This is a genomic window from Clostridium tyrobutyricum DSM 2637 = ATCC 25755 = JCM 11008 (assembly GCF_000359585.1).
Classification (GTDB): Bacteria; Bacillota; Clostridia; order Clostridiales; family Clostridiaceae; genus Clostridium_B; species Clostridium_B tyrobutyricum.
On record NZ_APMH01000017.1, the window covers coordinates 57,525 to 80,667 of the forward strand.

General features: G+C 32.1%; 18 protein-coding genes, 1 other RNA gene and 1 other annotated feature. Of the genes, 17 read left to right on the forward strand and 2 right to left on the reverse strand.

Annotation, left to right across the window (positions count from 1 at the left end; translation table 11 throughout):
• The first annotated feature begins 68 nt into the window (after positions 1-68).
• The 8 genes from J418_RS0108480 to ssrS all read left to right on the forward strand — a co-directional run bounded on the left by J418_RS0108480 (position 69) and on the right by ssrS (position 8,264).
• The gene (locus J418_RS0108480; RefSeq protein WP_017895364.1) at positions 69-923 is read left to right on the forward strand and encodes a DHH family phosphoesterase; all 855 of its coding nucleotides are present in this window, start codon (positions 69-71) and stop codon (positions 921-923) included.
• 68 nt (positions 924-991) lie between these two features.
• Entirely contained in the window at positions 992-1,510 is a 519-nt protein-coding gene (locus J418_RS0108485) for an adenine phosphoribosyltransferase (protein ID WP_017895365.1), read from the forward strand.
• 95 nt (positions 1,511-1,605) lie between these two features.
• A complete protein-coding gene (locus tag J418_RS0108490) occupies positions 1,606-3,783 on the forward strand; it encodes a RelA/SpoT family protein (protein WP_017895366.1) in 2,178 nt (725 codons plus the stop codon).
• A gap of 11 nt (positions 3,784-3,794) precedes the next feature.
• Positions 3,795-4,244: a D-aminoacyl-tRNA deacylase gene (gene dtd, locus J418_RS0108495; RefSeq protein ID WP_017752799.1), complete on the forward strand. Its 450-nt coding sequence runs from the start codon at positions 3,795-3,797 to the stop codon at positions 4,242-4,244.
• 26 nt (positions 4,245-4,270) lie between these two features.
• Entirely contained in the window at positions 4,271-4,873 is a 603-nt protein-coding gene (locus J418_RS0108500; protein ID WP_017895367.1) for an MBL fold metallo-hydrolase, read from the forward strand.
• A 90-nt stretch (positions 4,874-4,963) separates the two neighbouring features.
• On the forward strand, positions 4,964-6,211 hold the full coding sequence (gene hisS, locus J418_RS0108505) for a histidine--tRNA ligase (RefSeq protein WP_017752797.1): 1,248 nt from the start codon (positions 4,964-4,966) through the stop codon (positions 6,209-6,211).
• Between the two features lie 37 nt (positions 6,212-6,248).
• On the forward strand, positions 6,249-8,027 hold the full coding sequence (gene aspS / locus J418_RS0108510) for an aspartate--tRNA ligase (protein ID WP_017752796.1): 1,779 nt from the start codon (positions 6,249-6,251) through the stop codon (positions 8,025-8,027).
• A 57-nt stretch (positions 8,028-8,084) separates the two neighbouring features.
• A non-coding RNA gene (gene ssrS, locus J418_RS16105) (6S RNA) lies at positions 8,085-8,264 on the forward strand.
• Positions 8,265-8,282: 18 nt separating this feature from the next.
• Here the strand turns inward: ssrS and J418_RS0108515 are convergent.
• On the reverse strand, positions 8,283-8,942 hold the full coding sequence (locus tag J418_RS0108515) for a DUF6483 family protein (protein WP_017752795.1): 660 nt from the start codon (positions 8,940-8,942) through the stop codon (positions 8,283-8,285).
• Positions 8,943-9,146: 204 nt separating this feature from the next.
• On the opposite strand from J418_RS0108515, the gene trhA reads away from it, so the two are divergent.
• The 4 genes from trhA to nadC all read left to right on the forward strand — a co-directional run bounded on the left by trhA (position 9,147) and on the right by nadC (position 13,314).
• Complete coding sequence (trhA, locus tag J418_RS0108520) at positions 9,147-9,803, forward strand: PAQR family membrane homeostasis protein TrhA (RefSeq protein WP_017752794.1); 657 nt, start codon at positions 9,147-9,149, stop codon at positions 9,801-9,803.
• A 148-nt stretch (positions 9,804-9,951) separates the two neighbouring features.
• A complete protein-coding gene (gene nadA, locus J418_RS0108525) occupies positions 9,952-10,863 on the forward strand; it encodes a quinolinate synthase NadA (RefSeq protein ID WP_017895368.1) in 912 nt (303 codons plus the stop codon).
• A gap of 25 nt (positions 10,864-10,888) precedes the next feature.
• The gene (gene nadB, locus J418_RS0108530) at positions 10,889-12,466 is read left to right on the forward strand and encodes an L-aspartate oxidase (RefSeq protein WP_017752792.1); all 1,578 of its coding nucleotides are present in this window, start codon (positions 10,889-10,891) and stop codon (positions 12,464-12,466) included.
• Between the two features lie 17 nt (positions 12,467-12,483).
• Positions 12,484-13,314 (forward strand): carboxylating nicotinate-nucleotide diphosphorylase, encoded by an 831-nt coding sequence (gene nadC, locus J418_RS0108535; protein WP_017752791.1) that lies wholly within the window; start codon positions 12,484-12,486, stop codon positions 13,312-13,314.
• Between the two features lie 40 nt (positions 13,315-13,354).
• On the opposite strand, the gene J418_RS0108540 is transcribed toward nadC, so the two are convergent.
• Positions 13,355-14,746: a sodium:solute symporter family protein gene (locus J418_RS0108540; RefSeq protein WP_017752790.1), complete on the reverse strand. Its 1,392-nt coding sequence runs from the start codon at positions 14,744-14,746 to the stop codon at positions 13,355-13,357.
• Between the two features lie 147 nt (positions 14,747-14,893).
• Positions 14,894-15,102: a binding site (T-box leader), on the reverse strand.
• Positions 15,103-15,237: 135 nt separating this feature from the next.
• On the opposite strand from J418_RS0108540, the gene metA reads away from it, so the two are divergent.
• The 5 genes from metA to J418_RS0108565 all read left to right on the forward strand — a co-directional run bounded on the left by metA (position 15,238) and on the right by J418_RS0108565 (position 23,117).
• The gene (gene metA, locus J418_RS0108545; RefSeq protein WP_017895369.1) at positions 15,238-16,164 is read left to right on the forward strand and encodes a homoserine O-acetyltransferase MetA; all 927 of its coding nucleotides are present in this window, start codon (positions 15,238-15,240) and stop codon (positions 16,162-16,164) included.
• Between the two features lie 34 nt (positions 16,165-16,198).
• The gene (locus J418_RS0108550; RefSeq protein ID WP_017895370.1) at positions 16,199-18,688 is read left to right on the forward strand and encodes an MBL fold metallo-hydrolase; all 2,490 of its coding nucleotides are present in this window, start codon (positions 16,199-16,201) and stop codon (positions 18,686-18,688) included.
• 143 nt (positions 18,689-18,831) lie between these two features.
• A complete protein-coding gene (gene tkt, locus J418_RS0108555; protein ID WP_017752787.1) occupies positions 18,832-20,817 on the forward strand; it encodes a transketolase in 1,986 nt (661 codons plus the stop codon).
• 129 nt (positions 20,818-20,946) lie between these two features.
• On the forward strand, positions 20,947-22,110 hold the full coding sequence (locus tag J418_RS0108560; protein WP_017752786.1) for an iron-containing alcohol dehydrogenase: 1,164 nt from the start codon (positions 20,947-20,949) through the stop codon (positions 22,108-22,110).
• Positions 22,111-22,196: 86 nt separating this feature from the next.
• On the forward strand, positions 22,197-23,117 hold the full coding sequence (locus J418_RS0108565) for a DUF1861 family protein (RefSeq protein ID WP_017752785.1): 921 nt from the start codon (positions 22,197-22,199) through the stop codon (positions 23,115-23,117).
• The last annotated feature ends 26 nt before the right edge of the window (positions 23,118-23,143 follow it).

Below are 23,143 nucleotides of genomic sequence, written 5' to 3' on the forward strand. Positions count from 1 at the left end.
TTGCGTTTGTAAAAAACAACAATTTAATTTATAATAGAAGTGCTTTTGATAAATTGGAGGATTTTATTATGGAGATACGACAAGATATTACTTATAATTTCGACTTTTTAGGAATGCAGGATCCTTTCCGTTTAAAAAATATGGAAATAGCTCTAAAGAGAATAATTAAGGCAGTAAATGAAAGAGAAAAAATTGTTATATATGGAAATTGTGATTTGGATGGAGTGACTGCTGTTTCTCTTCTGTTTCTCGTATTGAAATATTTAAATGCAGATGTAGAGTATTTTATTTCAGATGATATGGATGACAAGCTTAATATAAATTCTAGATTGATAAAAAATCACATAAAATTTTTGGGAGCTAAACTTATATTGACTACTGGATGTGGAAGTCAATCAATATCCCAGGTAGAATTATGTAAAAAACTAGGTATGGATGTCATAGTTACGGATTATCATAAATATAAAGGAGTGCTTCCTAGAGCCGTTGTTATAAATCCAAATCAGAGAAGCTGCAACTATCCTTTTAAAGATTTAACAGCAGTGGGAGTTGCATTTAAGCTTTCTCAGGCTATATCTGTATATTACCAAATGAAATCTGTAAGCAAATATTTGGATTTGGTTTTGCTTGGAACACTTTCAAAGGGGATCAGAGTAACTGGAGAAAACAAGGAGATAGTGAATCAGGGATTATACCATTTGAATTATACTAATAATCATGGATTTAGAGCGCTATTAAAAGTTTATGGAATTAAAAATATAAACAGAGATAGTATATTTAAACTTTCAAATAATATGAGATTATCTACTAAAAATAAGAGATATATAGATAATGCCAGAATAGCAGTTGAACTTTTTATAACTGAAAATATGGACAGGGCAGAACAAATAGCCAAATACTTGAAAAATGAAATTTTGGATTAGTAATTTTTAGGCGTTTGTGATAATATATTATGATGTAGTAATTTATTTGAGTTGTTGGAGGGGTATTAGTGGATTTAAAAGATAAAATAAGAGTGATAGAAGGCTTCCCTAAAGAAGGTATAAGCTTTAAGGACGTCACAACCATTCTTAAAGACAAGCAAGCTTTCAGATATGCCGTAGATAAAATTGCAGAAAATTTAAAAAACAAGGACATTGATCTAGTAGTAGGACCTGAGGCAAGGGGATTTTTATTTGGTGCACCTGTAGCATATGCAATAGATGCAGGTTTTGTTCCTGTAAGAAAGGCTGGAAAACTTCCATGTGATACTCTAAAGACAAGTTATGATTTAGAATATGGAAAAGATGTACTTGAAATACATAAAGATGCTGTAACACCTGGTACAAGAGTGGCTATAGTAGATGACCTATTGGCAACAGGTGGGACTTTAAAGTCTGTTATTAAATTGGTAGAACAGCTTGGAGGAAATGTTGTAACAGCAAATTTTGTCATAGAATTAACTGATTTAAAGGGAAGAAAAAAATTGGACAATTATGATGTATTTTCACTAATTCAATATAATATATAACTTTAAATTGAAAGTTAATAGAGTATATAATATAATAATAGTAAAAAATAATGGCTGGTTTATAGAACCAGCCATTGGTTTTAGGGAGTATACATATGCTGGAAAAACTTATGAAAAAAATTGAAAAAAATTGTACCAATATAAACAAAGAGATGGTTAAAAAGGCATACCAGTTTGCAGATAAGGCTCATAAAAAGCAAAAAAGGGAATCTGGCGATCCGTATATAATGCATCCTGTAGAAGTTGCGTGTATATTGGCGGATATGGGTATGGATACCAGCACAATAGTAGCAGGTCTTCTTCATGATGTAGTAGAAGATACGGATTTTACTCATGATGACATAACTAGAGAGTTTAGTGCTGAAGTTGCAAATCTAGTAGAAGGAGTAACTAAACTTGGAAGGCTTGAATATAAAACTAGAAAAGAGCAGCAGGCAGATAATGTAAGAAAGATGCTTCTGGCCATGGCTAAAGATATAAGGGTTATACTTATAAAATTAGCTGATAGACTGCACAATATGAGAACATTAAAGTATATGCCGGTGGAAAAGCAAAAAGAAAAATCCAAAGAAACCCTTGATATATATGCTCCCTTGGCTCATAGGCTTGGTATATCTAAAGTTAAGTGGGAATTGGAAGATCTATCTCTTAGATACTTGAACCCAAATGAGTACTATTTTATAGTTAGAAAAATTGCAGAAAAAAGAGGCGAAAGGGAAAAACATATAGAACAGATAATACATGAATTGAAGGAAAATCTTGAGGACGCGGAAATAGATTCCGATATTGCTGGACGTCCAAAGCATTTTTATAGTATATATAGAAAAATGGTAAATAAGAACAAGACGATAGATCAGATATTTGATCTTACTGCAGTAAGGGTTCTGGTAGATACAGTTAAGGATTGTTATGCAGCACTTGGAATAGCTCATACTATGTATAAGCCAATCCCTGGCAGATTTAAGGACTATATAGCAATGCCAAAACCCAACATGTATCAATCACTTCATTCTACCGTAATAGGTCCACAGGGAAAGCCTTTTGAAATTCAAATAAGAACTTTTGAAATGCATAAAACTGCTGAGTATGGTATAGCTGCCCATTGGAAGTACAAAGAGGGAGTAAGTACCGAAGATACGATTGATAAGAAGTTAACATGGATTAGAGAGATGCTTGATTGGCAGACCCAGACATCTGACGCAGATGAATTTATGGAAGGCTTTAAGATAGATTTATTTTCAGATGAAGTATTTGTGTTCACCCCACAGGGTAATGTTATAAATTTACCTTATGAAGCTACCCCAATAGATTTCGCATATAAGATACATACGGACATAGGAAATAATTGTGCTGGAGCCAAAGTAAATGGAAAGATGGTACCTCTTGATTATAAGTTGAAAACTGGAGAAATAGTAGAAATATCTGTTTCAAGTGTTCCTAAAGGACCTAGTATTGATTGGCTTAATGTAGTAAAGAGCAATCAAGCCAAGAGCAAGATAAAATCCTGGTTTAAAAAAGCCAGGAAGGAAGAAAATATATTAAAGGGAAAAGAATTGCTTGAAAAAGAAACTAAAAAACATGGTTATAATTTGGGAGATATAACTAAAGAAGATGGTATTACAGCAATATTAAAGAAATACAATATGAATTCTATAGAGGATTTATATGCTGCAATTGGTATAGGTGTTGTTAATTTACCCACTATAGTATCTAAATTAACAGATATTCATGAAGCAATGGTAAAGAAAAACATAACGGATTGGAGAGTCATACAGGATCAATTCAACAAGAACAGTAACAGGCAAGTTAGAAACAAGAAGAAATCTCCGGGAATAATAGTGAAAGGTGAGACTAATGTTCTTGTTAGATTTGCCCAATGCTGTAATCCCGTACCAGGAGATTCTATTTTAGGGTACATAACTAAAGGTAGAGGCGTATCTATACATAGATATGATTGTAAAAACTTAGAACACCTTTTAAAGAACAAGGAAAATAAGCTGATAGAGGTAAGTTGGGGAAGACCTAAGGGTGAAGAATATATCACTGAAATACAGATTAAAAGTGAGGATAGACCTGGTCTTCTAGCTGATTCTATGGAAGTAGTAAGTAATAGTAAAACGTCTCTGTATGCTGTAGATGCCAAGCCTTCTAAAAATGGTATAGCTATTATAACTATGAAACTAAAAATAACCGATATAAATGATCTTAAAGATGTTATAAAGAAACTCAGAAAAATGAGTGGAACAATAGAAGTTTACAGAACAAATAGTTAGGGGTGGTATATATGCGAGCAGTTGTTCAGAGAGTTAAAAATTCAAAAGTACAGGTTGATGGTAATATTATAGGACAGATTGATGCCGGTTTGAATGTACTCTTGGGAATATCAAAAGAGGATAATGTTTCTGATATAGAATACTTAAAAGATAAAATAATAAATTTGAGAATATTTGAAGATGATCATGGTAAATTAAATAAATCACTTATGGATGTAGGGGGCGAACTTCTTTTAATATCTCAGTTTACTTTATATGGAGACTGTAGAAAAGGAAGAAGACCCAGTTTTGTAGAAGCTCTTTCAGGAGATAAATCGGAGAAATTATATAATGAATTTGTAAAGCAGTGCAAATCTACAGTAAAAAAAGTTGAAACAGGAAAATTTGGAGCAGACATGCTTGTCACAATAGAAAATGACGGACCGGTTACTATACTTTTAGATAGTAAAAAGAATTTTTGATGGACTTTAATTAGGGAGGTTTTATTATGGAAATAAAGAGATTGTCATTAGGAGATTATGCTGCCAACTGCTATATAGTTTTAGATACTGACTCAAATGAATGTGCTGTGATTGATCCCGGTGCAAATAGTAATATTATTAAAAGGACTTTAGATGATATGAATATTCACAATATAAAATTTATATTATTGACACATGGTCATGCTGACCATACACAGGCTGCTGTAGACATAAAAAATATATACAATGCGCCAATATATATAAATCAAGAGGATTATAAAATGATGGAGTCCGGTTCTTTTATGTATGGAAATATACATGAGGATATAGATAAATTTATTAAAGATGGAGATATGCTTACTCTTGGAAATATGAACATAAAGGTTATACATACCCCTGGACACACTCCAGGAGGAGTTAGTTTCTTGATAGGTGATGTACTATTTACAGGAGATACACTATTTGCAGGCAGTATAGGAAGGACAGATATGCTTGGAGGAAATTTCAAAACTTTAATTGATAGTATAAAGGGCAAACTTATGAAATTATCAGACGATATTATAGTATTGCCTGGACATCAAGGCAAAAGTTCTATAGGCAATGAGAGGGAGAATAATCCTTTTTTATAAATAGATAAAATTTGAAAAACTATTGTATGCAATATATAATAGTTTATGTTGCTTTTTACATAAATTTAATTAGAGAGGAAGTAAATATTTATGGCTATTCAAGCGCCTAAAGGTACTAAAGATGTGCTGCCTGGAGAGGCATACAAATGGCAATACTTAGAGAATAAATTCAGAAAAATAGCGGCGTCTTATGGACATAGAGAGATAAGAACTCCTGTGTTTGAATATACTGAATTATTTCAAAGAGGAGTTGGAGAAACTACAGATGTAGTTCAAAAGGAAATGTACACTTTTGAGGATAAGGCTGGTAGAAGTATTACTTTGAAACCAGAAGGAACTTCGCCAGCTGTAAGAGCTTTTGTTCAAGGTAATTTATACAATGAAGTTCAACCTACAAAATTATTTTATTTTACTCCAGCACTGCGCTATGAAAATGTTCAAAAAGGGAGACTTAGAGAACATCATCAATTTGGTGTAGAGGCTTTTGGTGCATCAGGCCCATCTATTGATGCAGAGATAATAAGTCTTGCCATGAGAGTATATAGAGAATTTGGAATTAAAGATGTTGAATTGAATATAAACAGTATAGGATGTGCTAAATGTAGAAAAGAGTATAATAATGCACTTAAAGAATATCTATCTGACAGATATGGTGAATTGTGTGATACATGTAAAACCAGGTTTGATAGAAATCCTATGAGAATACTGGATTGCAAGATAGATGGGAAGAAAGATATAGTTAAAAATGCACCTAAAATATTGGATTATCTATGTGATGATTGCAGGGAACATTTTGAAGGGCTCAAAAAATATTTAGATGCTCTTGGCATAGAGTTTAAAATAAATCCTCTTATTGTAAGGGGACTTGACTATTATACAAAAACTGTATTTGAAATAATAAATAATGATATAACAATATGTGCAGGTGGAAGGTATGATTATCTTATAGAAGAAGTAGGAGGACCCGAACTTCCAGCCATGGGTTTTGGTATGGGAATAGAGAGAACATTACTTACTCTTAAAGAAAATGGTATAGAAATACCTGAAAAGCCTTACATAGATTTGTACATAGGTGCCATTGGAAATGATGCAAAGCTTGCATCTCTTAAGTTAGCAAATACACTCAGAGAAGAAGGCTTGAGATGTGAATGTGATCATACAAATAGAAGTGTTAAAGCTGAAATGAAGTATGCCAATAAAATAAATGCAAAATTTACAGTTATACTTGGAGAAAATGAGTTGGATACATATTCTGCAAAGTTTAAAAGAATGGATGATGGGCAGCAATTCGAGTTAAAATTAGATGATTTAACTGGAATATGCAATTTCATAGGATAATTGTGCTTTACAATATAAATAATGGGAGTTGAAAATAATGGGAGAATCTTTGAAAGGACTTAAAAGAACTTCTATGTGTGGTGTTTTAAAAGAAGAGAACATCGGAAATGAATTTACAGTAATGGGATGGGTCCAGAGAAAGAGAAATCTTGGAGGACTTATATTTATAGATTTAAGAGACAGGACTGGAATAGTTCAGGCGGTATTTGGAGAAAAAATAAACCAGGAAGCATTTGAAAAAGCAGATAATGTTAAACCCGAGTATTGTATTGCAGTTAAGGGTACATTAGTAAAAAGACAATCTGTAAACAACGAGATACCTACAGGGATGGTTGAATTAAAGGGTGAATATATAAAAGTATTTTCTGAATCTGAAACGCCTCCTATATATATAAAGGAAAATTTAGATGCTGCTGAAAATATAAGATTGAAATATAGATATTTGGATTTAAGAAGACCTGATATGCAGAGGATATTTAAGATAAGGCATAAAACAGCAAAAGTTATAAGAGATTTTATGGATAAAGAAGGTTTTCTTGAGATGGAGACTCCAATTCTTACAAAGAGTACTCCAGAAGGTGCAAGAGATTATCTTGTTCCAAGTAGAAATTTCCCAGGAAAATTTTATGCATTGCCACAATCTCCACAGCTTTTCAAACAACTTTTGATGGTATCAGGGTATGATAGGTATTTTCAAATTGCAAAATGCTTCAGAGATGAGGACTTGAGAGCTAATAGGCAGCCTGAATTTACCCAGGTTGATATGGAGCTTTCATTCGTAGAGGAAGACGACATAATAGAATTAAATGAAAGACTTATTAAGAAAATATTTAAGGAAATATCAGGAATAGATGTAAAACTTCCTATAGCTAGAATGCCTTATAAAGTTGCAATGGAAAAATACGGAAGCGACAAACCAGATCTTAGATTTGGAATGGAGATAAATGATATAACCGATATTGTAAGTGACATGGACTTCAGAGTATTTAAAGGTGCAATTGAGTCAGGTGGGTCAGTTAGAGCTATAAAAGTTGAAAATTGTGCTAAAATGGGAAGAAAACAGATAGATAAATTAGTTGAATTTGTGAAAGACTATGGAGCTAAAGGACTTGTTTGGATAGCAAATAGAGATGATGGAATAAAGTCATCCATATCTAAATTCTTAAAACAGGATAAAATTGATGCCATATTTGAAAAACTTAATGCTAAAGTTGGAGATCTTATATTAATAGCTGCAGACAAGAATAAGATAGTATTCCAAAGCTTAGGTGCTCTTAGGGTACATATGGCAAAGGAGACCGGAATACTTTCCGACAATCATGAATTTAAATTTGTATGGATAACGGAATTTCCTCTACTATCATACAATGAAGATGAGAAAAGATATCAGGCAGAACATCATCCTTTTACTATGCCCATGGATGAAGACATACAGTATTTAGAAAGTGATCCAGGTAGAGTTAGAGCTAAGGCCTATGATATAGTATTGAATGGTGAAGAATTAGGCGGGGGCAGCATAAGGATACATGATACCGAACTTCAGCAAAAGATGTTTGAAGTCCTTGGATTTACGGATGAATCTGCATGGGAGAGATTTGGCTTCCTGCTTCAGGCATTTAAGTATGGACCACCACCACATGGAGGTCTTGCTTATGGATTCGACAGAATGATAATGTTTTTGGCAGGTACTGAAAATATAAAAGATGTAATAACTTTTCCAAAAAATCAAAATGCATTTTGTCCTATGTCAGAAGCACCAAATGTAGTGGACGACATACAATTACAAGAACTTAACATAGATGTAAAACATAAGTAAAACAATATTGCTGATTATGGATAAATTAAAAAAATTGTAGTATAATATATATAGAAATAAATCCTGCTGTGTGCGTAGATTGAGTTCATATTGACCGAACATATTGAAAAAGGGAACCTATCTCTTTTTGTGGAATGAGATCCAATTTATATATTGGAAACAGGAAGCAGAAAGGCGGTGCCCACCTGCTTGAGAGCGGGTTCAAATAACTCAATCTTGCGGCATGGTGGGTTTTATTTATAATATTTAAATATTTTAAAGTTTGATTTCAAGATCTCTTATAGATTCTTCAATCTCCGATTTTGTAATTCCACCTTTGATTAACAATGAATCTTCTTTTAATAAAAGCTTTTTATAAAAATTTAATGTTTCATGTATAATTTGATTGTCGTTATTACTTTCCTCCAATATCTCATAAGCGATGTTATCTGCTTTATCAAATTTACTTTCCATTGTATAATAGTCACGTATTTTTATTTCTAGGGAAGTGGGCAATTTATATTCAATAAGCCTATCTATTATGTCTGGTATGTCAGAAAAAAATTTTTTTAAAGTGCAGGTATCATTTTCGGCATTATAAGTATCTAAAAATATATTCAAAGATTTTTGGTTTATATAGAATGAGTCATCTAATTTATTCTGAATTTCTAATATTTTGGCCTCTTCTTCAAAAAGTTTAGCCATCATTATACATTTGTCAGCACTTGCTTTTCCATTTGTACTTGTCATGTCTATCAAGTTTTCATTGGAAAGTGAATTGAAAAATTTTATTCCCAATTTAAATATATCCTTAAATGCAGAGTCTATTATTGCCAGTGATTTATCGTAGTCGTTATTGCTTTTTTCAATTTCCAATTTACTCAAATAGTTAATAAAATTTTCTGCCAATTCATTTGTAATATCACGTTTTAACATTTTAGTACCTCACTTGTTTTAATATTTATTATATATTATACAGTAAATTTATTGTATATAGTTATAATTTATTATATAAAATATAAATAATTGAATACGGTATTGAATATGGATATTTATTATGATATCATTATAAATATAACACATAGTTTTAAAAACTATATAATGAAATATGATTAATTGATATATAAGGAAGTGGTTTGTTTGGAAGGAAATTTAGGCTTTTATACAAGAAAAGAAGAAATTGCAAATGTAATAACCCATGCAGTAGGAACACTTTTATCAGTTGCAGCTCTAGTTCTTTTGATTGTATTTGCACATCATAAAGGAGATGAATGGTATGTAATAAGTTATACTATATATGGCATATCTCTTTTGATATTGTATTTGGAATCAACACTATATCACAGTATTATAAATATAAAGATAAAAAAATTATTTAGAATATTTGATCATGCTTCGATTTATTTATTGATAGCCGGTACATATACTCCATTTACACTTACAGTGCTGAGACCAACAATAGGTTGGTACATTTTTGGAATAATATGGGCACTTGCTATTATAGGTATAATAATGAAAGTATTTTGGACAGGAAAATTTAATGTACTTTCTACTGTAATATATATTGTAATGGGATGGCTTATAGTCTTTGCAATGAAAAGGCTCCTGATGCTTCTTCCAACTGCTGGTATAGTGCTGTTGTTTGCAGGAGGTATAATATATACTGCGGGAGCAATGCTCTATTTATTTGAAAGAATACCATATAATCATGCTATATGGCATTTGTTTGTAATGGGCGGCAGCGTGTGTCACTTTTTGTGTATACTGCTCTATCTCTTTCCAAATGGACATATTTAAATAAAAGATAAATATTTAACAACTGCCTCAATTTATGAAGTAATTATTTTGAGGCAGTTTTTTTTGTGAGCATTGTTAAAATATAAAAATTAGTATATACTAGTGTATATACAGTAAACTCGTATAAATATTTTTCAGAGGTGTAGATATGAAAAATCTATCTTTAATAGATGAAATAAACAGATTAAAAGTAGAAAAAGATGCCTGTATACTGGCACATAACTATCAATTGCCGGAAGTTCAGGATATAGCAGATATAGTAGGGGATTCTTTTGCTCTCAGCAGAGCTGCTGCAAATATAGACAAGAAAGTTATAGTATTTTGTGGGGTAAAATTCATGGCGGAAAGTGCAAAAATTTTATCACCGGACAAGATTGTGCTTTTACCCGCAAAATATGCAGGATGTCCACTTGCAGATTCTATAAATAGGAAACAGCTTGAAAGAGAAAAGAGAAAGTATCCAGATGCAAAAGTTGTATGTTATGTTAATTCTTCAACAGAGGTTAAAGCTATAAGTGATATATGTTGTACTTCTTCAAATGCTGTTAAAGTTGTAGAAAGTATAGATGCTGATCAGGTGATTTTTGTGCCAGATCAGAATCTTGCATCTTATGTTGAAGAAAAAGTTGATAATAAAGAGATAATACCATGGGCAGGTCACTGTATTACTCATGCCAGAATAACGATGGATGATGTATTTAAGGCTAAAGAGGAGCATCCATACGCTGAGATATTGGTCCATCCAGAAGTTTCTGAAGAAATAAGGGAAAGCGCGGATTTTGTAGGAAGTACTTCTCAGATAATTGACTATGCTAAAAATTCTACTAGTAAAGAATTTATAATAGGTACTGAAATTGGTGTACTACATAAGATGAAAAATGATAATCCGGAAAAAGAGTTTTATTTGCTCAGTAAAAGATTAGTGTGTGAGAATATGAAGATGACAACACTTGAAGATGTATATAATGCACTGACGAATATGGAAAATGAGATATTTATTCCTGAAGATACAAGGGTGCAGGCATTGGGTTCTCTTGAAAAAATGCTCTGTGTTCAATAATCCATTAGAATGGAAGGCGGTATAATTGAGAAGATATTTGGTAAACTATAATAAAAATTTTGAAATTGAAAAAGGTTATGACATAGTTATAATAGGTGCTGGTATAGCAGGACTTTATATGTCATTGATGCTTCCAAAAAATTTAAAAATAGCGGTGTTTAGTAAAAAAGATATATATGATTCCGATTCTTGTCTTGCACAAGGAGGAATTGCGGCAAGCATAGAAGATGATGATAGATCACTTCATATAAAAGATACTATAAATGCAGGTTGTTATGTAAATAATTTAGATGCTGTAAAGATACTTGTAGATGAATCACAGATTGCTATTGATAAATTAATTGGATTGGGAGTAGATTTTGACAGAAATTCTAAAGGAGATTTTTATAGATCTCTGGAGGCAAATCATTCTTTCCCAAGAATTCTTCACGTAAATGGAGATGCTACAGGCAAGGGAATAATGGATGTACTCATAAATCAGGTTAAAAGTGCAGAAAATATAGATGTTATAAGTGACATTTTTGCAATAGACATTGTAGATAATAACAAAAAGTGTACAGGAGTAACTGCATATCATAATAAAAAATTTTTATATTTCAAGACTAAATTTTGTATTATTGCATCAGGAGGAATTGGACAGATATTCTCAAAAACTACAAATGTAGATGTACTTACAGGTGATGGCATTGCAATGGCAAGTAGAGCAGGAGCTGTGCTAGAAAATATGGAATATGTACAATTTCATCCTACTGCATTTTTTTGTAATAATGTTAAGAAAAGAATGTTTTTAATATCAGAAGCAGTTAGAGGAGAAGGAGCAGTACTTAGAAATATTTATAAAGACACTTTTATGAAAGACTATGATGCAAGAAAAGATATGGCTCCAAGAGATATTGTTGCAAGAGCAATTAAAGATCAGATGGATAAGTTTAAATCAAAATATGTGTATTTGGATGCCACTATGTACAATAAAAATTTTTTACAGCATAGATTTAAAACTATCTACAGTAAATGTAAAGATTTCGGAGTAGAAATGGATGAGGAATATATTCCAGTAACTCCCGCCCAACATTATTTTATGGGGGGAATAAAGGTGGATATGCATAGTAGAACTAATATTGAAGATTTATATGCAGTTGGAGAATGTGCATGTACAGGAGTACATGGATCTAACAGACTTGCAAGCAATTCACTTATGGAGGCAGTAGTTTTTGGCAGAAGGGCAGCTCTTGATATTTCAGAGAGGATAAAAAATTACGAATATGAAGAAAAGAATGATTTCTGCAGGAGTGCTATAGAAGATAAATATTCATGTATAGACAATAATAGAAAAATTGAATTCCAGATTATAAAGGATCACTTGAAAGAATTAATGGAACAGAATGTTGGAATAATTAGAAATGTTGATAAACTCAATTATTCATTAAAATATGTGGATAATAAAATAGATGAATTAGAAAATTTGGAATTTGACAGTATGGATTATATGGAAATATATAATATGTATCAAGTGGCCCATTCCATTATTTCTGCTGCCCTACAGAGTAAAATATCAATAGGCAGCAATTATGTTGAAGAATACTGTAAAAGTTTGGTTAAATAGATCTGGAGGTTTTGAATTTGAATTATTTAATAGTTGATGAGTTTATTAAAAGTGCTCTTATAGAAGATATAAATTATGGAGATATTACCACAGATACTTTATTTGAAGGAAATGAAGTTTCAAGGGGAAGATTTATTGCCAAGGAGCATGGAATTGTAGCTGGAATTGAAATAGCAAAGAGAGTATTTCATACTCTAGATAAAGATATAGTATTTAAAAATAGTTTGAAAGATGGAGATATGGTAAAATTCGGAGATACAATTGCAGAAATAGAGGGTAATTCAAAATCCATATTAAAAGGTGAGAGGGTTGCACTTAATATAATGCAGAGAATGTGTGGAATAGCGACTAAAACTAATAGTATAGTTGATATGGTAAAAGATTATGATGTCAAAATAGTTGATACTAGAAAAACTCTGCCGGGTTTTAGAATACTGGACAAGTATTCTGTAACTGTAGGAGGTGGATATAACCATAGATTGAATTTATCAGATTATGCAATGCTCAAAGACAATCATATAAAAGCAGTTGGATCCATAAAAAAAGCAGTTGAAATAATAAAAGGGAAACTGCCATTTACGACTAAAATCGAAGTTGAAGTGGAAAATTTATCTCAACTTAAAGAAGCCGTATGTACTGAAGCTGATGTAATAATGTTGGACAATATGGACTTAGGAACCATGAAGAAGGCAGTGGAGTTTGTAAATAAAAAATTTATATTAGAAGCGTCTGGGAATGTAAATGAAGAGAATGTTCAAGCTATTGCATCTACAGGAGTTGATTTGATATCTATAGGTAATTTAACCCATTCAGTAAAGGCTATGGATATTAGCTTGAAATTTATATAACTTTTATAAAAGACCGTTGTATTTTCAACGGTCTTTTGAATTAATTTACAGATATTTTTTTCTTGTCAATAAGGGCTATCATCAGAAATATTATAAGACATACAATCCATTCCATAAATATTACATGAGGAAATATTCTAATATTAGGTACTAATTCCCATAAAAATAAAACTATTATACCAGCTAAAGTTGTAAAAAATGCTGAGCTTTTTCTGCATAATTTAGGCATAAATATTGTAAATAAAAATACAATTGTAAATGCCGTGCATAGACTTAAACCAACTGATATAGTTTTTAATATTCCTGACATGGATAGAGCCAATATAAAAGTCAATACACCAAGAAATATTACAAAGAACTTTGTCATTATGGTATAATTTTTAGTCTTCATTTTAGGATTTATAAGTTTCACATATATGTCATGGGTAAATAATGTAGATGCCCCAAGCAGTAAGTTACATGCCGTGGATACATCAGCGGCCCAAAGAGCTGCAAGAGTTATACCGGCTGCAACAGGATTTAAAGACAATATCATTTTAGGTAATGCCATAGTTGCATTTAAATCCGGAAAGGCAGTTTTAGAAGCCATACCTATTAAGGCACACAGAAATCCTATTGGAATCATAAGCAAGCCGCCGATTATAAAACTTTTCCTGGCTATTTTTGGAGTCTTGGCTGCAAAAGTCAGTTGTACAGGCCCTTGCATGGACATCACTTGGGTAGTCATAACTAAAATCCAACTTAAAATTATCCATATGCCAGTACCTTTTACAGCACTAAAATAAGGAATATTGTGTGGAAGCTCCATTTTTATATTATTTAGTCCACCTCTTGAAACTACAGCTAATATTGTACACAATATAATTCCTATATATTTTAATGGAACATTGAATAAATTACATAATCCGGCAGACCACATTCCACCTATAAAAGTTATACCTACAAATACACAGGCACTTACTATCATACCGGTTTTTAATGTGAATACACCTGGTAATAGTGCTGATAAAATGGCCCCTCCTGCGATATATTGAAGAGATACAACTACAATAAGAATTATTATCTGACATATAACGCAAATAAATCTTCCTTTCTCATCATAGAATTTACCAAAGAGTTCAGGTACAGTAGATACTTTGAATTCCCTGTATTTGCCGGCTACAGCTATTCCCATGACTATGGCGGCAATACCCCAGGCTACACTGTACCAACCTGCGGACAGGCCTACTTCATAAGCTTGTTCAGCAACACCTATAGTTGAAGCACCGCCTATTGCCATTCCTATAAGTGAACAGGTTACAAGTGGAGTTGTAAGCTGTCTTGCAGCCAATGTATAGCTTTCACTGCTTTTTGATGCTCTTTTCCTTGCAACAAGGCTTATTATGAAGAGCATTAATATATATAAAATAATTATTATTAAAGATATATTCATTTTATAATCTCCCTTAATTTTATAGTTAATAGTGCTTTGAAAAACAAAAAACATCCCCTGGCCAAGGGACGTTTTAATCGTGGTACCACCCTAGTTGAACAATAAATGTGCTGAAACAAAAATCAGGCAATAAAAAAATACCTGCGATTAAGGGACGATTTAATCGTGGTACCACCCTAGTTCAAAACAAATTAATGTTCATCTCTTACTCTTAACGGAAGTGAAGCGGCTCGGCCTACTTGTAAATTCAGCCTGCAGTTCAGGAATGTATTTCATAAAGTATCTCAGACAGTTTTCACCAAGCACTGTTTCTCTAAATGATATACTAAATTACTTCTTTCCTTCTTAACCTTTAATATAGTCATTATTATAATATAAAATCTGTATAAACACAATAAAAAATAAATAAATTTTATAAATTGGATGGATACATGTGATATAATGTATAGCAACAATAATCTAATTTTAATAGCATTAAGGGGGATAGAACAATGCCTATCAAAGTTAAAGATGATTTACCCGCAGCGGATATTTTAAATAAAGAGAATATATTTATAATGCATGAAAACGCAGCTTTTCACCAGGACATAAGGCCTCTGAAAATTGCAATTTTAAATCTTATGCCTCTTAAAATTACTACAGAGGTTCAGCTTTTAAGACTTATAAGTAATAACGCACTTCAGATCGAAGTGGAACTGCTTCATCCTAAAACACATGTTTCAAAGAATATTTCGCAGGAATATCTAATGACATTTTATAAAGTATTTGATGATATAAAAGATCAAAAATTTGATGGACTTATTATTACAGGAGCACCGGTAGAAACATTGGAATTTGAACAGGTGGAATATTGGGAAGAACTTGAGGAGATAATGGACTGGAGTTTACACAATGTGTATTCAACTCTTCACATATGCTGGGGTGCACAGGCAGGCCTTTATCATCACTACAATGTACCTAAATACAGTTTTGCTGAAAAGATGTTTGGAGTTTTTAAACATAGAATAACAAATAAGAATTTAAAATTGCTTAGAGGATTTGATGATGAATTCTTTGCTCCCCACTCCAGAAATACTGAAGTTAGAAGAAATGATATAGAAAAGGTCAGGGATTTGACTATAATTTCTGAATCCGATGAGGCAGGAGTATATATAGTTTATGCAAAACAGGGAAGACAAATTTTTGTAATGGGACACTCGGAATATGATCCTTTAACTTTAAAATCAGAATATGACAGGGATATAGATAAAGGCTTGAATATAAATGTACCGAAACACTATTTCAAAGATGATGATCCTTCAAAACCACCTATAGTAAATTGGAGGGCACATTCCAATTTATTGTTTTCAAACTGGTTGAATTATTATGTATATCAGAAAACCCCTTATGATGTAAATAGGATAAATTCGAAAATTTAAAAAATATTTTATTGATTGTTGGCAGGTGATTAATTTGAACATCTCATTTTTAGGAGGAGCTTGTGAAGTTGGAGGAAGCAGTATACTTTTAAAAATTAGCCATAAAAATATACTGCTTGATTGTGGAATAAGGCAGGGAGCAGCTAAGGACCCTATTCCTGATTTTAAAATTATTCAGGACAATGGTGGAGTTGATGCCATAATAATAAGCCATGCTCATATGGACCACATAGGATGCCTCCCTATAATAAGTAAAGAGTATCCAATGGCCAAAATATATACCAATATTATGACCAAAGATTTAATGAAGGTATTGCTCTATGACAGTTTGAAAATAATGAACAATAGAGAATCTGAAATTCCACTTTATGCGGAAAAAGATGTAAAGTCAATGTTGAATCGTATAGTGACCATTAATTATATGGTCGAATTTAACATATTTGATGATATGAAAATATGTTTTTATAATGCGGGACATATAGCAGGGGCTTGCTGTGTTTATATAAAATCCTCTGAAGGTTCATTATTTTATTCAGGAGATTTTTCCCTATTTTCCCAGAGAACTGTAGAGGGATTAAAATTGCCAAAGTTAAGACCTGATATTGGAATATTTGAAACTACTTATGGTGACAGACTCCATTCAAATAGAGAAGTAGAAGAACAAAGACTTATAGATATAATAAAAGAGTGCATTGAAAACAATGGGAAAATGTTGATTCCGGCATTTGCACTTGGAAGGGCCCAGGAAGTAATACTTACAATAAAAAAAGCAATAAATAAAGGTATTATTCAAGATATAAAAATATATGTAGATGGAATGATAAGAGATATAAACAGAGTTTATAAGTTCAATCCCACCTATCTTAAAAATTCTTTGGGAAAAAAGATTCTTCGTGGTATTGAGCCATTTTATGATGATAATATAATATGTGTAGAAGATAAAAAATCCAGAGAAAAAATACTTGATAGTAAAAACAGCTGTATTATAATTTCAAGTTCTGGAATGCTTACAGGTGGATTTAGCCAGTACTATGCTGAAAAACTAGTTCCTTTAGAGAATAACTATATAGTTATAACAGGTTATCAGGATGAGGAATCCCCAGGTAGGAAACTTTTAAGTTTACTGGATAAAAGTGATGAAGACAAAAAAATTGAAATAAATGGCAAAATAGTTCCAGCAAGATGCAGAGTTGAAAACATAGGGCTTTCTGCACATAGTGACAAAGAAGAAATAAAGTCGCTTATAAAAATGTTGCTTCCTAGAAATATATTTATGGTACATGGAAATGAAAATGTAGTAAGAAATTTTTCAAGGGAAATTTCACTTGAGACAATAGCAAGAGTATATTCTCCAAAGTGTGGTGAAAGTTATGAGGTGAATATAAACAGGCCAAGAAAACAGTGGTTTAGAAAAATAGATAAAACTCTTGGAGAAAAGAGTATTTTAAATGAAGAAAATATAGATAAATTGTGGAAATTCACGATTGAAAATTATGGCCAGAAATTTTTTACCATAGAAGAACTTACATATATATGGAGTGGATATAAAAAATATATATTTGAATTTCAACAGTGTATAATCAATTCAGTCTACTTTGAAAATGACATGAAAAGATTGTTTTTATTTAAGGCTAAATCCAGAGAGGAAGTAGAAGAGGCCTTAAAGCCCAAGGAACTTAAGCCAAATGAATTAAATGATTTGATAAATAGGTATTTTAAAGAATTTAAATTTAAAAAGGCAAGTTTAATATATGATGAGAAGAAAGTGATTCTAAGTTTTGATTTTCCATCTGTAGTGGATAAAAAAATATACAAAATCATAGAAAAATTTGAACAGGACAACAACTGGAAGGTGAGGATATCTGATTCTATAAATATAAACGAGGCAAGTAGAATTATAAAAGAAATTTTTTATAACGCAGATATAAAAAAGATATCATATAGATTGGAAAAAAATTGTGTTGAGGTTAATATTAATTCAAATTTTCATGTAAATGAGAATATATTGCATAAATTTACTGAGAATACAGGTCTTGCTATTATGGTGAGTTCTCTAGATTACAATGCAGATATAGCAATTAATGATGATATAATAAAAGTCAATAGGGATAAGGATATAATGGAACAAAATAAAGCTCTGAATTTTATTGAAAATGAATTTAAAGATAAGGAATTCAAGCCATATAAGAAAAGTATAAAAACCTATCAAAATGACAAGTATATAGAACTTGTTTTTATAACACCTGCAATTGGAAAAAAGTATAATAATACTATAAATAAGTTGGTTGAAACTACAGGATGGAATATGAAAATATCAAATAGTATAAATCAAAATGAAATAATCAATAAAGCGAGTTTACTTTGCAGTATGAACAATATAGTGTTGAAAAAAAATCCATCTTTTAATATATCTAATTTGACATTAAGTTTGAAACTGCAAGAAACTCAAAATGATGAAATATTATGTAATATAAAGAAAGAATTTGAGTATAGTACAGGATGTACATTACTCTTTAATTCCTAAATGAGATAGGCTGACATGGGTTGAATATAACATAAAACTTTTGTACAATATAATAGGTACACTTGTAAATTAAGAATTTATAGTCACATTGTTTAAGATGCAAAGTGGTTTTTAAATAAAAAACTAAGGAGTGAAAATTCTATATGAAAAATATGGACAGTTTGGTAGTAAACAATATCAGAATACTTTCAGCAGAGATGGTACAAAAAGCTAATTCAGGACATCCAGGTCTTCCAATGGGTGCAGCTCCGGAAGCATATGCAATCTGGGCAAAAAATATGAAACATAATCCTAAGAATCCAAAATGGATAGGTAGAGATAGATTTGTGCTTTCTGCTGGACATGGATCTGCTATGTTATACTCACTACTCCACTTATTTAATTATGGACTTACAACTGAAGATTTAAAAGGTTTTCGTCAGTGGAACAGCAAAACACCTGGACATCCAGAGTATGGCCATACAATAGGAGTGGAAACTACTACGGGACCACTTGGACAGGGTGTCGCAAATGCAGTTGGAATGGCAGCGGCAGAGCAATTTATGGCAGCTAAATTCAACAAACCAGGCTACAATATAATAGATAACTATACTTTTGTCCTTACTGGAGATGGATGCCTTATGGAAGGTGTTGCTTTAGAGGCGATTTCTCTTGCAGGAAAATTGGCACTTGGAAAACTTGTGTTAGTATATGATTGCAACAATATAACAATAGAGGGAAGTACGGATTTAGCATTTACGGAAGATACAGCAAAGAAATTTGAAGCATGTGGATGGCAGGCAATTGAAGTTCCAGAAGGAAATGATGTTGATAAAATAGATGCTGCTATAAAAAAAGCTAAAGCGGAGACAAATAAACCAAGTGTTGTAATAGTAAAGACACAAATTGGATATGGATGCCCTGATAAGCAGGGAAAATCTTCAGCTCATGGTGAGCCGCTAGGAGAAGAAAATTTAAAGGCTGCAAAGAAGTTCCTTGGATGGAATTACGATGAAGAATTTTATGTGCCAAAAGAAGTAAGAGATTATCTGGATCAGAGAATTGATGAGTTGTCAAATGAAGAAGAACAATGGAATCAGTTAAAAACAGAATATGATAATAAGTATCCAGAACTCTCAAAAGAATTGAAGCTGTGGTTAAGTGGAAAAGTAGCAGTTGATTTAGACACTGAAAAAGATATTTGGGAATTCGATAAACCTATGGCTACTAGAGCTTCATCCGGTACAATATTAAATAAAATCGACAAGATAGTTCCAAACCTTATAGGTGGATCGGCAGATTTAGCACCATCTAATAAAACTCACATGAATGGAGAAGGGGACTTTTCAAAGGATGACAGATCAGGTAGAAACCTTCATTTTGGTATAAGAGAACATGCCATGGCAGCTTTTGCAAATGGAATGACCTTATATGGTGGATTAAAGGTATTTGTAGCAACTTTCTTTGTGTTTTCAGACTATATGAAGGGAGCTATGAGACTTTCTGCACTTATGAAATTACCTGTAACTTACGTACTTACCCATGATAGCATTGGAGTAGGTGAAGATGGTCCTACACATGAACCAATTGAACAACTTGCAGCTCTTAGAAGTACCCCTAATATGACTGTATTTAGACCGGCAGATTCAAAGGAAACCGCAGCTGCTTGGGACTATGCTCTTACAAAAGCTGAAGGACCAACTTGTCTCGTACTTACAAGACAGAACCTTCCCCTTTATAAAGAGACTGGAATTGAGGCCTTAAAGGGTGCATATATAATAAAGAATTCAAAGAAATCTGAACCAGATATAATACTTATGGCTACAGGATCAGAAGTGGAACTTGTTTACAAGGCATCAGAAGAACTTGAAAAGAAGGGAATAGATTCAAGAGTTGTAAGTATTCCTTCCTTTGAATTGTTTGAAAAACAAAGTGATGAATACAAAGAAAAAGTTTTACCTAAATCAGTTAGAAAAAGATTGGCAGTAGAGGCAGCATCTTCATTTGGATGGCACAAATATGTAGGATTAGATGGAAAAACAATATGTATTGATCATTTTGGAGCATCTGCACCAGCTAAAACTCTATTTAAGGAATTTGGATTTACAGTAGAAAATGTAGTAAACAAGGCACTTGAAATTTTAAAATAGATTTAAAATATTTATGACATGTTCACAGTAACCATAGGTTTTTATCTACTTATGGTTACTTATATTATTGCAGATTTAATAAGTGATATCGTGTAAGGGGTTATATTTACAAAAGGGAGATGTTTAAGTTTGATTAACTTTAATTATTCAATTCCAACAGAGATTTTCTTTGGAAAGGGCAGCATAAGTATTCTAGGAAAACAATTAAAAAGATATGGCGCTAAAGTACTTGTTGTATATGGTGGAGGAAGTATAAAGAAAAATGGAATATATGATTTGGCAATTAAACTTATAAAGGAAAGTAAAATAAAATTTTGGGAATTGTCAGGTGTAGAGCCCAATCCTAAAATATCCAGTGTAAGACAAGGTGTAAAAATATGCAGGGACAACAGGATAGATTGTATACTGGCAATAGGAGGAGGCAGTGTAATTGACTGTTCTAAAGCTATAGCGGCAGGCTATTATTATGGAGGAGATCCATGGGATATTGTAACAGACCCTTCAAAAATAAAGAAAGCACTTCCTGTTGCGAGTATTTTAACATTAGCGGCTACAGGATCGGAAATGGACATATTTGCTGTTATTACAAATGAAGAAACCAAGGAAAAGTTAGGTACAAAAAGCTCATATATGGCTCCAAGGTTTTCCATACTTGATCCCACTTATACTTTTACAGTATCAAAAAATCAGACAGCAGCAGGAACAGCAGATATAATGAGTCATATTATGGAAAACTATTTTAATAATACAGAAGGTGCCTATGTTCAGGACAGATTAGCAGAGGCACTCTTAAAGACATGTATAAAATATGGCCCTATAGCTCTTGAAAAACCTGATGATTATGATGCAAGAGCCAATTTAATGTGGACTTCAAGTCTTGCGATAAATGGACTTCTGGATTATGGCAAGGTAAAAGGTTGGAGTGTCCATGGCATGGAACATGAATTAAGTGCATTTTATGATATTACCCATGGTGTGGGATTGGCTATATTAACACCCTATTGGATGGAATATGTATTAGATAATAATACAGTAGACAAATTTGTGGAATATGGAATAAATATATGGTCTATAGATAAAAATAAAGATAAATTTACGATAGCACATGAGTCAATAGAGAAAACACGCGAATTCTTTAATTCATTGGGACTTCCTGCCAGACTTAAAGAAGTAGGCATTGATGAAGAGAATTTTGAAAAAATGGCTGAAGGAGCTACAAGACATGGAAAACTGGGAGAATTCAAGCCGCTTTCAAAACAAGATGTCATAAATATATATAAGTCAGCATTATAATAGTTTACTTTCCCCCACATTTTAACAAGTGGGGGATTTTGATATTATTGTAGATATAGATTAAATCTTAGAAGGGCGTAATTGATATGATTATTAAATGTGACGAATTATTAAAAGAGTATAGAATCAAAAAATCTAAAGGTATAGCTAAAAGGGTCAATTTTATAGGTATATTCAATAAGGATGTTTACAATATAACTTCACCTTTTTTAACTAATGGAAGAACTGTTCTAGCTGGAAGAGTAGAATCAAAACGTACAAGTGATTCCATGGTTTCATTCTTCGAGAAATATGAAAATGTATGGTGTCATATAATAGAATCACCTATTATGCATCTTGAAGACCCATTTTTCACTAGGGTGGATGATGAATTGATAGTAGGTGGAGTTGAAGTATTCAACGATATAAATAACCCATATAATCTTATATGGAGGACAATAATGTATAGAGGAAAGGACATATTTCACTTGAAACTCTTCTTTGTAGGTCCTGATGGAATGAAGGATTTGCGTATAGCACAGTTAAAAGATGGTTCTATAGGAGTTTTGACACGTCCCCAGGGACATAAGGGAGGTAGAGGAAAAGTAGGATTTATAAAAATCAATAGACTAAATGATTTAAGTATAGGGGTAATTGAAGATGCACCTATATTAAATGATTTTTTTACTGATGAAGAATGGGGAGGAATAAACAGTATATATCCTATTGATAAAGAAAATATTGGCCTTCTTGGTCATATAGCCAAAATGGATGAAACAGGCATGAAACACTATTATCCTATGACTTTTGTATTAAATATTAATTCAATGGTTTATAAAGATGTAAAAATAATTGCTGAAAGAAAAGACTTTCTTCCAGGACCAAGTAAAAATGAAACTCTGTATGATGTAGTTTTCAGCGGTGGACTGGAGTTTAAAGGTAAAAAAGCTATTTTATATGCAGGTGTAAGTGATATTGAAGCGCAGATAATTGAAATAGAAAATCCATTTTATAAGTATAAGATTTAGACCAGCTAGTAAAAGTCAATAGAAAT